This is a genomic window from Streptomyces maremycinicus (assembly GCF_001184025.1).
In the GTDB taxonomy this organism is placed as follows: domain Bacteria; phylum Actinomycetota; class Actinomycetes; order Streptomycetales; family Streptomycetaceae; genus Streptomyces; species Streptomyces maremycinicus.
Window position 1 is genome coordinate 92,127 of record NZ_BBYG01000016.1, and the last position, 14,044, is coordinate 106,170.

12 protein-coding genes are annotated in these 14,044 nt (G+C 72.7%); 2 read left to right on the forward strand and 10 right to left on the reverse strand.

Annotated elements, in window-relative coordinates; genetic code table 11:
• Positions 1-45 precede the first annotated feature (45 nt).
• Positions 46-1,500, forward strand: a complete 1,455-nt coding sequence (gene argG, locus AOQ37_RS23670; RefSeq protein ID WP_062646657.1) for an argininosuccinate synthase — start codon at positions 46-48, stop codon at positions 1,498-1,500.
• Between the two features lie 88 nt (positions 1,501-1,588).
• On the opposite strand, the gene AOQ37_RS23675 is transcribed toward argG, so the two are convergent.
• Together AOQ37_RS23675 and fmt are read right to left on the reverse strand one after the other, a co-directional pair.
• Positions 1,589-3,016, reverse strand: coding sequence for an RsmB/NOP family class I SAM-dependent RNA methyltransferase (locus AOQ37_RS23675; protein WP_062646658.1), 1,428 nt, complete (start codon positions 3,014-3,016; stop codon positions 1,589-1,591).
• 357 nt (positions 3,017-3,373) lie between these two features.
• On the reverse strand, positions 3,374-4,306 hold the full coding sequence (gene fmt / locus AOQ37_RS23680) for a methionyl-tRNA formyltransferase (protein WP_062646659.1): 933 nt from the start codon (positions 4,304-4,306) through the stop codon (positions 3,374-3,376).
• A gap of 222 nt (positions 4,307-4,528) precedes the next feature.
• Between fmt and AOQ37_RS23685 the strand changes: the two genes are divergently transcribed.
• Complete coding sequence (locus AOQ37_RS23685) at positions 4,529-5,146, forward strand: hypothetical protein (RefSeq protein WP_062647210.1); 618 nt, start codon at positions 4,529-4,531, stop codon at positions 5,144-5,146.
• 162 nt (positions 5,147-5,308) lie between these two features.
• Here the strand turns inward: AOQ37_RS23685 and AOQ37_RS23690 are convergent, their stop codons facing one another.
• The 8 genes from AOQ37_RS23690 to AOQ37_RS23725 form a co-directional block, all read right to left on the reverse strand.
• Positions 5,309-7,462 (reverse strand): primosomal protein N', encoded by a 2,154-nt coding sequence (locus tag AOQ37_RS23690; RefSeq protein ID WP_062646660.1) that lies wholly within the window; start codon positions 7,460-7,462, stop codon positions 5,309-5,311.
• A gap of 225 nt (positions 7,463-7,687) precedes the next feature.
• Positions 7,688-8,896, reverse strand: a complete 1,209-nt coding sequence (gene metK / locus AOQ37_RS23695; RefSeq protein ID WP_020128869.1) for a methionine adenosyltransferase — start codon at positions 8,894-8,896, stop codon at positions 7,688-7,690.
• 238 nt (positions 8,897-9,134) lie between these two features.
• Positions 9,135-10,337: a bifunctional phosphopantothenoylcysteine decarboxylase/phosphopantothenate--cysteine ligase CoaBC gene (gene coaBC / locus AOQ37_RS23700; protein ID WP_062646661.1), complete on the reverse strand. Its 1,203-nt coding sequence runs from the start codon at positions 10,335-10,337 to the stop codon at positions 9,135-9,137.
• Between the two features lie 122 nt (positions 10,338-10,459).
• Positions 10,460-10,732, reverse strand: a complete 273-nt coding sequence (gene rpoZ / locus AOQ37_RS23705) for a DNA-directed RNA polymerase subunit omega (RefSeq protein ID WP_003988945.1) — start codon at positions 10,730-10,732, stop codon at positions 10,460-10,462.
• Between the two features lie 52 nt (positions 10,733-10,784).
• The gene (gene gmk / locus AOQ37_RS23710) at positions 10,785-11,378 is read right to left on the reverse strand and encodes a guanylate kinase (RefSeq protein WP_062646662.1); all 594 of its coding nucleotides are present in this window, start codon (positions 11,376-11,378) and stop codon (positions 10,785-10,787) included.
• Between the two features lie 60 nt (positions 11,379-11,438).
• The gene (locus AOQ37_RS23715; protein ID WP_003977346.1) at positions 11,439-11,762 is read right to left on the reverse strand and encodes an integration host factor; all 324 of its coding nucleotides are present in this window, start codon (positions 11,760-11,762) and stop codon (positions 11,439-11,441) included.
• Between the two features lie 279 nt (positions 11,763-12,041).
• Positions 12,042-12,884 carry an orotidine-5'-phosphate decarboxylase gene (gene pyrF / locus AOQ37_RS23720; RefSeq protein ID WP_062646663.1) on the reverse strand — a complete coding sequence of 281 codons (843 nt, stop codon included), beginning with the start codon at positions 12,882-12,884 and terminating at the stop codon, positions 12,042-12,044.
• Complete coding sequence (locus tag AOQ37_RS23725; RefSeq protein WP_062647211.1) at positions 12,881-13,987, reverse strand: quinone-dependent dihydroorotate dehydrogenase; 1,107 nt, start codon at positions 13,985-13,987, stop codon at positions 12,881-12,883. The genes pyrF and AOQ37_RS23725 overlap by 4 nt, the downstream gene beginning before the upstream one ends.
• Between the last annotated feature and the right edge of the window lie 57 nt (positions 13,988-14,044).

Consider the following 14,044-nt stretch of genomic DNA (forward strand, 5'->3'; position numbering starts at 1 on the left):
CCCTCGCCCTTTGCATGACCATGCGAGTTCATGCATAATCTTCCTATGTCCAAGGTCCTCACCTCCCTTCCCGCCGGCGAGCGCGTCGGCATCGCCTTCTCCGGCGGGCTCGACACCTCCGTCGCGGTCGCGTGGATGCGCGACAAGGGTGCCGTCCCGTGCACCTACACCGCCGACATCGGTCAGTACGACGAGCCCGACATCGCCTCGGTGCCCGGCCGCGCGAAGACCTACGGCGCCGAGATCGCGCGCCTGGTCGACTGCCGCGCCGCGCTGGTCGAGGAGGGCCTGGCCGCGCTCACCTGCGGGGCGTTCCACATCCGCTCCGGCGGGCGCTCCTACTTCAACACCACGCCGCTCGGCCGTGCCGTCACCGGCACCCTCCTGGTCCGGGCGATGCTCGAGGACGACGTCCAGATCTGGGGCGACGGCTCGACCTTCAAGGGCAACGACATCGAGCGGTTCTACCGCTACGGCCTGCTGGCCAACCCGCACCTGCGGATCTACAAGCCCTGGCTGGACGCGGACTTCGTGACCGAGCTCGGCGGCCGCAAGGAGATGTCGGAGTGGCTCGTCGCCCACGACCTCCCCTACCGGGACAGCACGGAGAAGGCGTACTCCACCGACGCCAACATCTGGGGCGCCACCCACGAGGCCAAGACCCTGGAGCACCTGGACACCGGCGTCGAGACCGTCGAGCCCATCATGGGCGTGCGGTTCTGGGACCCGTCGGTCGAGATCGCCACCGAGGACGTGACGATCGGCTTCGACCAGGGCCGCCCCGTGACGATCAACGGCAAGGAGTTCGCCTCCCCCGTCGATCTGGTGATGGAGGCCAACGCCATCGGCGGCCGCCACGGCATGGGCATGTCGGACCAGATCGAGAACCGCATCATCGAGGCCAAGAGCCGCGGCATCTACGAGGCGCCCGGCATGGCCCTGCTGCACGCGGCCTACGAGCGTCTCGTCAACGCGATCCACAACGAGGACACCCTCGCCCAGTACTACAACGAGGGACGGCGCCTCGGCCGCCTGATGTACGAGGGCCGCTGGCTCGACCCGCAGGCCCTGATGGTGCGCGAGTCGCTCCAGCGCTGGGTCGGCGCGGCCGTCACCGGCGAGGTGACGCTGCGGCTGCGGCGCGGTGAGGACTACTCGATCCTCAACACCGTCGGCCCGGCCTTCAGCTACCACCCGGACAAGCTGTCCATGGAGCGCACCGAGGACTCCGCGTTCGGCCCGGTGGACCGGATCGGCCAGCTCACCATGCGCAACCTCGACATCGCCGACTCCCGCGCCAAGCTGGAGCAGTACGCCACGCTCGGCCTGATCGGCACCGGCAGCCCCGCGATCGGCGCCGACCAGGCGGCCGCGACCGGTCTCATCGGCACCATGACGGAGCTGCCGGAGGGCGGCGCCGAGGCCATCGCCTCCCGCGGCGAGGTCTCCGACGACGACCAGCTCCTGGACCGCGCCGCGATGGAGTTCGGCACGGACTGATCCCTCGCGGACACCCCGTCCGAGCGGAAGGCCGGCCCCACGCCGTCGACGTGGGGCCGGCCTTCTCACGTGTGCGACCGGGCGGGCCTCAGCCCGTCTTCCTGATCAACGCCAGGTACATGGCGTCGGTCCCGTGCAGATGCGGCCACAGCTGGACGTCGGGCCCGTCACCGAGCTCCGGTACGCCGGGCAGCAGCGGTCGCGCGTCGATCAGCTCGGCCTCGGGGTACTGCTTGAGGACGTCGGAGACGACCGCCCGGGTCTCGGCGAGGTGCGGCGAACAGGTGGCGTACCCGACGACGCCCCCGACCCGCACGGAATCCAGCGCGGTCCGCAGCAGCCCGCGCTGGAGCGGCCCGAAGCCGTCGAGGTCCTCCGGCCGGCGCCGCCAGCGCGCCTCGGGCCGCCGCCGCAGGGCGCCCAGGCCCGTGCACGGCACGTCCATCAGCACCCGGTCGAAGGAGCCGGGGCGCCACGGCGGCCTGGTCCCGTCGGCGGCGATGACCTGGTACGGCCCGGGGTTGCCGGCCAGCGCCTTGGCGACGAGCCCCGCGCGGTGCGGCTGCTTCTCGGAGGCGAGCAGCGCGGCGCCCCGCTCGGCGGCCAGGGCGGCGAGCAGCGCGGCCTTGCCACCGGGCCCTGCGCACCCGTCCAGCCAGGTGGCGTCGGAGCCCTCCAGCGGCGCGTTGGCCAGCGCGAGCGCCACGAGCTGGCTGCCCTCGTCCTGCACCCCCGCCCGTCCGTCCCGCACGGCGTCGATGGCCCCGGGCTCGCCGCCCTCGGTGAGCCGCACGGCGTACGGCGACCAGCGCCCGGCGACCGAGGCCTCCTCCCGGAGCAGCTCCTCGGTGGTGGCCCGGCCGGGCCGGGCGACGAGGGTCACCTCGGGCCGCTCGTTGTCGGCCGCCAGCAGCTCCTCGATGCCGGCCCGGCCGCCGCCGAGGGAGTCCCACAGCGCGGAGACCACCCAGCGCGGGTGCGAGTGGACGACGGCGAGGTGGTCCTCGGGATCGTCCTCGTAGGGCGGGGCGACCTTGTCGAGCCACTCGTCGAGATCGTGCGCCGCGACCTTGCGCAGCACGGCGTTGACGAACTTGGCGCGTCCGTCGCCGAGGACGACCCGGGCGAGCTCGACGGAGGCGGACACCGCCGCGTGGGTCGGGATGCGGGTCCCGAGCAGCTGATGCACACCGAGGCTCAGCACGTCGAGGACCGGCGGATCGACCTCGCGCAGCGGCCGGTCGACACACGCGGAGATGACGGCGTCGTACGTCCCCTGCCGGCGCAGCGTCCCGTAGACCAGCTCGGTGGCGAGGGCCGCGTCCCGTCCGTCGAACTTGTCGGGGCCCTCCTTCTCGCGCGCCTTGCGCAGCAGCGGCGGCAGCACGAGGTTGGCGTACGCGTCCCGCTCGTCCACGGCCCGCAGTGCCTCGAAGGCGAGGATGCGGACGGGGTCCTTCTGAGGCCGGCGGTAGGGCTTGCCCGGCTTGCGGGAACGGTGGGGCTGGTCGCTCACGAAAAGGTGCTCCGGATTGCAGAAGTGAGGAGGAAACAAGAGGAGGAGACAAAGGAGGTGACGAGAGGCGGAGGAGAAAGGCGGAGGAGAGAGGTGGCGGAGACGGAAAAGGAGAAAACGGGGAAAGGTGCGTCAAGCCTACGCTGGGGTACGCCGGACGGAACGCGCCGACCGGCGGCGTGCGAACGGGGATGGGGCTCGCGGACGGGGCGGGCCCACGGAACCGGGCGGCGGGGCTCGCGAACGGGCGGGCCCACGGAACCGGGCGGGGGCTCGCCAGGACCGGACCCCCGGAACGGTCGGCGGGCTCGCGGACGGGCGGACCCACGGAACGGGTGGGGGTTTCGTGCAGGAGCGTTACGCCCCGACGGTCTCGCCGTCCCCGATCCGGGCGCCCCGGGCCCAGTCGGCGGCCCGCATCGGCTTCTTGCCCTGCGCCTGCACCCACAGCAGCTCCACCGCGTACGAGCCGGTGCCGACGTGCACGCTGTTCTTGCCGACGAGCAGCGCGCCCGGGGCGAGATCGGTCCGCTCGGGAACGGGCTGGACCTGGATGAGCTTGAGCCGCTCCCCGCGGAAGGTCGTCCAGGCGCCGGGGGCGGGGGTGCAGCCGCGCACGACCCGGTCGACCCGCAGAGCCGGGGTGGCCCAGTCGACCTGCGCGTCCTCGACGGTGATCTTCGGCGCGAGGGTGATCCCGTCACCCGGCTGCGGCACGGCCTTCAGGGTGCCGTCCTCGATCCCGTCCATGGTCGCGGCGAGCAGCCCGCTGCCGGCGAAGGCCAGCCGGGTGAGCAGGTCACCGCTGGTGTCGGTGGGCCGGATCTCCTCGGTGACGGTGCCGTACACCGGCCCCGAGTCGAGCCCCTCCTCGATGAGGAAGGTGGAGGCGCCGGTGATCTCGTCCCCCGCCATGACGGCGTGCTGCACGGGAGCGGCCCCGCGCCAGGCGGGCAGCAGCGAGAAGTGCAGGTTGACCCAGCCGTGGGCCGGGATGTCCAGCGCCACCCTGGGCAGCAGCGCACCGTAGGCGACGACGGGACAGCAGTCCGGCGCGATCTCCCGCAACCGCTCCAGGAACTCCGGATCGCGGGGCTTGGCGGGCCGCAGGACCTCGATGCCCGCCTCCTCGGCGCGCTGCGCGACGGGAGAGGCGATCAGCCTCCGTCCCCGGCCGGCCGGCGCGTCGGGCCGCGTGACGACGGCGGCCACCTCGTGCCGCCCGGAGGCGATCAGAGCGTCCAGGGCGGGAACGGCGACCTCGGGGGTACCGGCGAAGACGAGCTTCATGAGTGGGCGGGGCCTCTCGGGCGGGACGGACGGCGGGCAACGCACTAGTTTATGCCGCCCGCCGGGCGAGCCGCGGACGGGCGGGACGCCCCACGAGCCGCACCCTCGGGGGGCGTACGCATATGCCCATACGCCCCCACAGCGTGACCAGCGGCGCACACCCGCGTTGGTCAAGAAAGAGTTGACCACACCTTCTTCAACGCCGGTTCGAGAGGCTTGTTCATGGCCGACCATGCAACCCACGACGCCCAGGCCCGGGCCAGCCTGCACTTGCTGGTGCGGGACATCGAGCGCGTCCGACGGCAGGTGGACGCACTGCGCACCCTCACCGCCCAGCTGGGCAACGTCTACCGCCCCCGCCGCTCCGGCCCGTCCACGGGCTTCGTCGTCTACGGGCGCGCCCCCGCCCCCACGGTCCGCCTCGCCCAGGAGTTGCGGGACAGCGTCGAGACCCTGGTCACCGCGGCGGTGGACTTCGACCGCTCGCTCGGCTTCTCGTGGGACGCTGTGGGCTCCGCCCTCGGGGTCACCAAGCAGGCCGTGCACCGCCGCTACGGCGCGCGCCGTGCCGCGGCCCAGGCCGCCACCGCCGAGGCCGAGCGGCCCGCCGAGCCGACCGTCGCCCGCACGGTCACCGTGACCACGGGTCTCCCGACGGTTCCCACGGTTCCCGCGGCCCGCTCGATGCCGACCCAGCCCACCGCCGGCAGCCCGACCCTGCGGGACGCCGGCAGCCCGGCCCTGCGCGACACCGCTACCCCGGTCCTGCGCGACACCGCTACCCCGGCCCTGCGCGACGAGGCCAGGCCCACCGCCTTCCCCGGCCCGCGCAACGGCTGACGCACCGTCCCGCACCGGGCGTCTCGCCCGCCCGTCCCCTCCCCGGTCCGCCCGCTCCCCAGCCCTTCCGCTGTCCACCCTGCCCTCTCGGCCCCCGCCCGGGAGGGCAGTCGCACACCCGGGCCTCCCCCGCCCCGCCAGCGCTGAACGCCCCCTCGCCCGTCAGCCGATGTCCGGGGGATCGATCCGTACCCGCACGGCCTCCTCGCCGCCCCGAGCCATCCGAGCCGCCTGCGCCGTCTTCAGGGCGGTCGCCAGCGCGGCGCCCTTCCCCGGCGGCACCCGGAGCAGCGCCCGCTCCCACTCCTCCCCGGGGGGCGGCGCCCCCGGCCGCCGAGGCCGCCCCGCCGGGCCGGCCGGCACCGGAACCGGACCCAGCAGCTGCGCCTCCGGCGGTAGTTCGACGGCCCGCAGGAACGCGGCCACGGCCTCCCCCGTCCCCGACACCGCCGCCATCCGGGACACCGGCGGAAATCCCAGCTCGGCCCGCTCGGCCAGTTCCCGCACCGCGTGCCCCACGGGATCCCAGCGCACCAGCGCCTGGACGGGCCGCAGGGTGGGCTCGGCGACGACGACCACGGTTCCCCCCTCCCCCGACGGCCGGACGAGCGCGGCGGCCGCGATCCAGCGGCGCAGCGCGTCCTCCCCGGCCCTCAGGTCGGGCCGTCCGAGCATGGCCCAGCCGTCCAGCAGCAGCGCGGCCGCGTACCCGCCCTCCGCGACCGGCTCGGCCCCGGGCGTGGACACGACGAGCGCGGGCTGCCCCGGCACGGTGTCCAGCACCTGCTCCCGCCCCGACGTCCGCACCGGCACGGCGGGAAACGCCCGGCCCAGCTCCTCGGCGGTCCGCCGCGCCCCCACCACCTGCGCCCGCAACCGGAACGAGCCGCACTCCGGACAGTGCCAGGCGCCCTCCTCACGCCCGCACCATCCGCACCACAGCGCGCCGCCGTCCCGCGCCTCCAGCGGCCCGGAGCAGTGCCGGCACCGGGCGGCGGCCCGGCACTGCGCACACGCCATCCGCGGCACATAGCCCCGCCGGGGCACCTGGACGAGCACCGGCCCGTGCCGCAGTCCCTCCCGGACCGCCTGCCAGGCGAGAGTGGGCAGCCGGGCGGCCCGGGCCGCCTCGTCCCGTGCGAGGTCCTGGTCGCCCACGGTGCGCACGAGCGGCGCGCTGTGCCGCACCTGTTCCCGGGCGGCGACCAGCGGTCGCGCCCATCCGCTCTCGACGAGCTGCGCGCCCTCCACGGTGCAGCTCCAACCCCCCATCAGGAAAGCGCACTTGTCCTGGGCGGCCCGCAGCAGCAGGACCTCGCGCGCATGGGGCTGCGGCGCGTGCTGTTCGCTGTGGCTGTCGTCCCCGTCGTCCCAGAGCGCGACCAGCCCGAGGTCCTGGACCGGCGCGAACATCGCGGCCCGTGTCCCGACGACCGCCCGCACGGAACCCCGTCGTACGGCGAGCCACTCCCGGTACCGCTTCTCGGGCCCTGCGTCCGCGGTGAGCAGCGCGTGCCGCCCCTCCCCCAGCAACGCCGTCAGCGCGGCGTCGACCCGGGCGGCGGCCCGTCCGTCGGGTACGACGACCAGGGCCCCGCGCCCGGAGGCGAGCGTCGCGGCGACGGCCCGCGCCAGCTCCTCGCTCCACTCGGGGCCCGGCAGCGCGTTCCACACCGCCCGGGGCGCGCCGCCGGAGGCCAGCGACTCGAGGAACGCGCCGCCGCGCTCGTAGCGGCTCCAGGACCCGGCCTCCGGCGGCGCGGGCGGTGGCAGCGGCGGCGGGGAGGGTCGCTGTTCGGCGCGTGCGTTGCGGGGCGGCACGGCCAACTGGAGGACGTCGGCGAGGCTCCCCGCGTACCGGTCGGCGACGGCCCGCGCCAGTCCCAGCAGTTCCTCGCTCAGCACCGGCTCGGGCGACACGACCTGGGCGAGCGCCGCGAGCGGTCCGGAGTAGTCCGACGCGGCGAGCCGCTCGACGAGGAACCCGTCGATGAGCCCCCCGCCCTCGCGCCGCCCGTCGCGCACCCGTCCGCGCCCGGCACCGAACCTCACCCGCACCCGCACCCCCGGCCGGGCGTCGGCGTCCAGCTCGGCCGGCACCGCGTAGTCGAAGTACCGGTCCAGGTGCAGCACACCCTTGTCGACGAGGACCCGGGCGACCGGCAGCTCCTCGGCCAGCGCGGCCCCCCGCCAGGTCCGGGGCTTGGCCCGCGGCGCCTTGGCCTGCCGCACGCTCTCCCGGATCAGCGCGAGCTGCTCGGGCGGCGCGCCCTCCGCGGCCGCGCCCCCGTCCCCCTGCCCGTTCTCGCTGCTCACGCTTGCATTTTTACCAAACGCCACTGACAACGGTCCTCCCGCCGAAGCTCCGACGAGGACGGCATACCGGTCGCCGGTGTGTCACCGCCGCCCTGAACCCGGGGGCCGCCGTGGCCCACCCGGCGTGGATCCCGCCCGGGCCGGCCACCCGCGGCGCCTGCCCCGGCGAACGCCGAGGCCCGGCCTCCCCGAGGAGACCGGGCCCACGCGTCGTTCCTGGGGGACCTACAGTCCCGCGGCCTTGCGCAGCGCGTCCACGCGGTCCGTGCGCTCCCACGTGAAGTCGGGCAGCTCACGGCCGAAGTGGCCGTACGCCGCGGTCTGGGCGTAGATCGGACGCAGCAGGTCGAGGTCGCGGATGATCGCGGCCGGGCGGAGGTCGAAGACCTCGTCGATGGCCTTCTCGATCTTCTCGGCGTCGACCTTGGCGGTACCGAAGGTCTCCACGAAGAGACCGACCGGCTCGGCCTTGCCGATCGCGTAGGCGACCTGGACCTCGCAGCGCGCGGCGAGACCCGCGGCCACCACGTTCTTCGCGACCCAGCGCATGGCGTACGCCGCCGAGCGGTCGACCTTCGACGGGTCCTTGCCCGAGAAGGCGCCGCCGCCGTGCCGGGCGAAGCCGCCGTAGGTGTCGATGATGATCTTGCGGCCGGTGAGCCCGGCGTCGCCCATCGGGCCGCCGATCTCGAAGCGGCCGGTCGGGTTCACCAGCAGGCGGTAGTTCTCGGTGTCGAGCTTGATGCCCTCGTCCAGGAGCGCCTTGAGCTCCGGCTCGACCACGAACTCGCGGATGTCCGGGGCCAGCAGGGAGTCCAGGTCGATGTCGCTCGCGTGCTGCGAGGAGACGACGACCGTGTCGAGACGCAGGGCCTTGTCGCCGTCGTACTCGATGGTGACCTGGGTCTTGCCGTCGGGGCGCAGGTAGGGGATGGTCCCGTTCTTGCGGACGTCCGACAGGCGCTTCGACAGACGGTGCGCCAGGAAGATCGGCAGCGGCATCAGGGTCGGCGTCTCGTCCGACGCGTAGCCGAACATCAGGCCCTGGTCACCGGCGCCCTGGCGGTCCAGCTCGTCCTCGTCGCCCTCGACGCGGTTCTCGTACGCCGTGTCGACACCCTGGGCGATGTCCGGGGACTGCGCGCCGATGGACACCGAGACACCGCAGGAGGCGCCGTCGAAGCCCTTCTTCGAGGAGTCGTAGCCGATCTCGAGGATCTTGTCACGTACGAGCTGGGGGATCGGCGCGTACGCCTTGGTGGTGACCTCACCGGCCACATGCACCAGACCGGTCGTGATCAGGGTCTCGACGGCGACCCGGGAGGCCGGGTCCTCGCGCAGCAGGGCATCGAGAATGGTGTCGCTGATCTGGTCAGCGATCTTGTCGGGGTGACCCTCGGTCACAGACTCCGAGGTGAACAGGCGACGGGACACAACGCTCCCTGGGGTTGCAGCGGCTGCTGGCTGATCATTGGCGGACGCGACAGGAGCTGCGCCCGGCGTCGTCCGAGAACAGTTTATCGGCGTGCCCCTCCACCGGGCCACCCGTCTCGCCTCTCGGAAGCGCTGTGACCTGCGGCACGGGCATTCTGCCGAATGCCGAGCACCGTTGGCCAGGGGCGCCACGCCGAACAGAGCGAGAGGACGGACGACGGGGAAGCGCATCAAACAGTCAGGTCAGCCGTCGCGTCACCAGGTCCCACACGATTTCGGCCAGAGCCTCCTTGGGCCCGTACGGCACAGGCGTTTCGCTGCCGTCGGCGCCCAGCACGACGGCCTCGTTCTCCTCGGAGCCGAAGGTCTTGCGCTCCCCCACCTCGTTCACCACCAGCAGATCGCAGCCCTTGCGGCGGAGCTTCGTCCGGCCGTTGGCCAGGACCTCGTCGGTCTCGGCCGCGAAGCCCACAACCACCTGGTTGGAGCGCGCCCGGTCGGCGGAGACCTCCGCGAGGATGTCCGGATTTCGCACAAGAACGATGGGGTCCGGTTCCCGGCCGTCCTGCTTCTTGATCTTTCCGGCCGCGTATGTCTCCGGCCGGAAATCGGCCACGGCGGCCGCCATGACGACCGCGTCGGCGTCCGCGGCCGCCTTCAGGACCGCCTCGCGCAGCTGCACGGCCGTGCCGACCTGGACGACGTCCACCCCTGCCGGGTCGGGCAGGCCGGTGTTCGCCGCGATCAGCGTGACGCGGGCGCCCCGGGCGGCGGCGGTGCGGGCGAGGGCGTAGCCCTGCTTGCCGGACGACCGGTTGCCGAGGAAGCGGACCGGGTCGAGCGGCTCGCGGGTGCCGCCCGCGCTGACGACGACATGGCGGCCGGCGAGGTCGGGTTCGCGCACCCCCCTGGCCAGGACCCGGCGGCAGACCTCGAAGATCTCGCCCGGGTCGGGCAGCCGCCCCTTGCCGGTGTCGACGCCGGTGAGGCGGCCGACGGCCGGCTCGATGACGACGGCGCCCCGGCGGCGCAGTGTCGCCACGTTCTCCTGGGTGGCCGGGTGCTCCCACATCTCTGTGTGCATCGCGGGGGCGAAGACGACCGGACAGCGGGCCGTGAGGAGGGTGTTGGTGAGGAGGTCGTCGGCGAGGCCGTGGGCCGCCTTGGCGAGCATGTCCGCCGTCGCCGGGGCGACGACCACCAGGTCGGCGTGCTGGCCGATGCGGACGTGCGGGACCTCGTGGACGTCGTCCCAGACCTCCGTGGAGACGGGGTGACCGGAGAGGGCGGACCAGGTGGCGGCGCCGACGAAGTGCAGCGCCGAGGCGGTGGGGACCACCCGGACGTCATGACCCGACTCGGTCAGTCTGCGCAGCAGCTCACAGGCCTTGTAGGCGGCGATGCCACCACTGACCCCCAGAACGACCTTCGGCTTGTCCACCGTTTCTCCCCGGACCTCGGAAAACGCACACCGCGGCTCCCGGCGTACGAGTCCATGAGACACCACAGGCCCGGCAGTCGTGCTGCCGGGCCTGTGGAAAAACCAACTGCGAACCGAAAATACTACTGAGCGGGACCCTCGACGGCCTCGGACGTCAGCAGACCGGCGTTGATCTCGCGGAGGGCGATCGAGAGCGGCTTCTCGTGGACGTGGGTGTCCACGAGCGGACCGACGTACTCGAGGAGGCCCTCGCCGAGCTGCGAGTAGTACGCGTTGATCTGGCGGGCCCGCTTGGCCGCGTAGATCACGAGGCTGTACTTCGAGTCGGTGGCCTCGAGGAGCTCGTCGATCGGCGGGTTGATGATGCCCTCGGGCGCGGAGATGGAAGAGGACACGCTCTACCTTCCGATGGATGGGAAAGAACCGGTCGTGATCACAGGGTCGTAATCACACAACATCGACCAAGGCTAGCAGCTCACGTGCGACGTCCTCGACGGAGGTGTTGACCAGGGTCACGTCGAACTCCGGCTCGGCCGCGAGTTCGATCTTCGCGGCCGCCAGACGGCGCTCGATCACCTCGGGCGGCTCGGTGCCGCGCCCGGTGAGCCTGCGCACCAGTTCCTCCCAGGAGGGAGGTGCCAGGAACACCAGCCGGGCCTCGGGCATGGACTCACGGACCTGCCGCGCACCCTGGAGGTCGATCTCCAGCAGGACCGGCTCGCCCGACTCCAGGCGCTCCAGCACCGCGGCGCGCGGAGTGCCGTAGCGGTTGCCCGCGAACTCGGCCCACTCGAGCAGCTCGCCGTTGGCGATCAGCTTGTCCATCTCCTCGTCGGAGACGAAGAAGTAGTGGACACCGTGCTTCTCACCGGGCCGCGGCCTGCGGGTCGTCGCCGACACCGAGAGCCAGGCCTCGGGGTGTTCCTTGCGCATATGAGCGACGACCGTGCTCTTGCCGACCCCGGAGGGGCCGGAGAGCACGGTCAGCCGCGGACGTGCGTCCGGGGTTTCGGGGGTCGTCCCCCGGAGTTTTACTGCCATGCAGCGATTATTCCAGCAATCCCGGAGTGCCCGGGACTCCCTGCCCGTGGCACCCGGAAATCAGGAGCCGGTGCTGCCGAACTCACGCTCCAGGGACGCGATCTGGTTGGAACCGAGGCCGCGCACGCGGCGGCTCTCGGAGATGCCGAGTCGCTCCATGATCTGCTTGGCGCGGACCTTGCCCACGCCGGGGAGCGACTCCAGCAGGGCGGAGACCTTCATCTTGCCGATGACGTCGTTTTCCTGACCCTGCTTGATGACCTCGTGAAGCGAGGCGCCGGAGTGCTTGAGTCGATTCTTGACCTCGGCCCGCTCCCGGCGAGCCGCGGCGGCCTTTTCGAGCGCGGCTGCGCGCTGTTCGGGGGTAAGGGGCGGAAGAGCCACGCCTACGTCACCTCGGATGTCGAACTGTCGGATACGGACCGGTGAGGAACCTAGTCGCCCCACACCTGGTGAGTTACGAGCAACACGCGCTGCCCGTTCACTCTCCGTCGGAGACTAGCGGCCAACTCCGCCAGAGTCAGCGAGAACAGAGGAAAAGTCCTGGTCAGCCTCCGTAGGGCCAGACATTTAAGACATAGTGCCCCGGATTTGAGGATGTATCCAGACTCAAGTCGCCCCGGAGCCGCCCGACCGAGCCCCCGGTCGGGCGGCCGACGCCGTCTAAACGTCCTCCACGGCGGCGCGGACCTCTCGCGCGAAACGATCCACGGCGTCACGCAGAGCGACGATGTCGGGACCGTGACGCAACACACCCCGGCTCACGTTCGGGACGACATTGCGCACCGCGGAGCCGAAGACCCCCGGCAGGTCGGCCGGGGTCGCCCCCTGAGCGCCGACGCCGGGCGCGAGGAGCGGACCGTTGATGTCGAGGTCGTACGTCGAGAGATCGCCCAGGGTGGCGCCCACGACCGCTCCGAAGGAGCCCAGCGGCTCCTCCCCCGCGTTCTCCGCGGCCAGGTGCGCCAGCATCGTCGCGCCCACGTCGCGCCCGTCGGCCCGCACCGCGTGCTGGACCTCGCCGCCCTCCGGGTTGGAGGTCAGCGCCAGCACGAACAGCCCGGCGCCGCTCTCGCGGGCCGCCGCCACCGCCGGCGACAGGGAACCGTAACCGAGGTACGGCGACACGGTGAGGGCGTCGGAGAACAGCGGGGCGTCCTTGTGCAGGAAGGACTCGGCGTACGCGGCCATCGTCGAGCCGATGTCCCCGCGCTTGGCGTCCATCACCACCAGGGCACCGGCCGCCCGCGCCTCCTGCACGGTCTTCTCCAGGACGGCGATCCCGCGCGAGCCGAACCGCTCGAAGAACGCGCTCTGCGGCTTCAGCAGGGCGACCCGGTCGGCCGTGGCCTCGACGACCGTGCGGCTGAACCGCTCCAGGCCGGAGACGTCGTCGTTCAGCCCCCACTCGGCGAGCAGGGAGGCGTGCGGGTCGATGCCGACGCAGAGCGGGCCGCGCTCGTCCATGGCCCGGCGCAGCCGCGCGCCGAAGGGCTCCAGGGTCATGCCGTCTTCCTCACGTCGGCGCCGACCGCGTCGGCGAGAGTGGCGTAGGGGCTCGTCCGCAGGCGGGCGGCCAGGCCCTTGTGGATCGCGCGGCCCCAGAAGGGCCCCTCGTAGACGAAGGCGCTGTACCCCTGGACCAGCGTGGCACCGGCCAGGATGCGCTGCCAGGCGTCCTCGGCGTCCTCGACGCCGCCGACACCCACGAGGGTGACGCGGTCGCCCACGCGCGCGTAGAGGCGGCGCAGCACCTCCAGCGAGCGGGCCTTGAGGGGCGCTCCGGACAGACCGCCGGTCTCCTCGACCAGGGAGGGCTCGGACCGCAGACCGAGTCCCTCGCGCGCGATGGTGGTGTTGGTGGCGATGATCCCGTCCAGGCCGAGTTCCACGGCCAGGTCGGCCACCGCGTCGACGTCCTCGTCGGCCAGGTCGGGGGCGATCTTGACCAGCAGCGGGACCCGCCGTGCGGTCACGACCCGGTCGGCGGCCTCGCGGACGGCGCTCAGCAGCGGCCGCAGCGCCTCGGTGGCCTGGAGGTTGCGCAGCCCCGGGGTGTTCGGCGAGGAGACGTTGACCACCAGGTAGTCGGCGTACGGCGCGAGCCGCTCGGTCGACTTCACGTAGTCGCCGACGGCCTCTTCCTCGGGTACGACCTTGGTCTTGCCGATGTTGACGCCCACGACCGGCTTGAAGACGGGCGTACGGGAGGCCAGGCGCGCGGCCACGGCCAGCGAGCCCTCGTTGTTGAAGCCCATCCGGTTGATGAGCGCGCGGTCCTGCACGAGCCGGAACAGCCGCTGGGCGGGGTTGCCGGGCTGCGGCTCACCGGTGACCGTGCCGATCTCGACGTGGTCGAAGCCCAGCATCGACATCCCGTCGATGGCGACGGCGTTCTTGTCGAAGCCGGCGGCGAGCCCGAAGGGGCCGTGCATGCGCAGCCCGAAGGCCTCGGTGCGCAGTTCCTCGTACCGGGGGGCCAGGGCGGCCGCGACGAACGTGCGCAGCACCGGGATCCGGACGACGAGCCGGATCCAGCGGAAGGCCAGGTGATGGGCGCGCTCGGGATCCATCCGCCGGAAGACCAGCCGGAAGAAGAGGTTGTACATGATCATGTCCTCCGAGGAGCCTCGCGAAGAGGTGTCATGAAGAGGGGGACACCGTTT

Excerpts from the sequence above, each read along its gene's own strand:
- argG (WP_062646657.1), top strand. The coding sequence starts at position 46 with ATGTCCAAGGTCCTCACCTCCCTTCCCGCCGGCGAGCGCGTCGGCATC.
- fmt (WP_062646659.1), bottom strand. The coding sequence starts at position 4,306 with ATGAAGCTCGTCTTCGCCGGTACCCCCGAGGTCGCCGTTCCCGCCCTG.
- AOQ37_RS23685 (WP_062647210.1), top strand. The coding sequence starts at position 4,529 with ATGGCCGACCATGCAACCCACGACGCCCAGGCCCGGGCCAGCCTGCAC.
- gmk (WP_062646662.1), bottom strand. The coding sequence starts at position 11,378 with ATGGCAGTAAAACTCCGGGGGACGACCCCCGAAACCCCGGACGCACGT.
- pyrF (WP_062646663.1), bottom strand. The coding sequence starts at position 12,884 with ATGACCCTGGAGCCCTTCGGCGCGCGGCTGCGCCGGGCCATGGACGAG.
- AOQ37_RS23725 (WP_062647211.1), bottom strand. The coding sequence starts at position 13,987 with ATGTACAACCTCTTCTTCCGGCTGGTCTTCCGGCGGATGGATCCCGAG.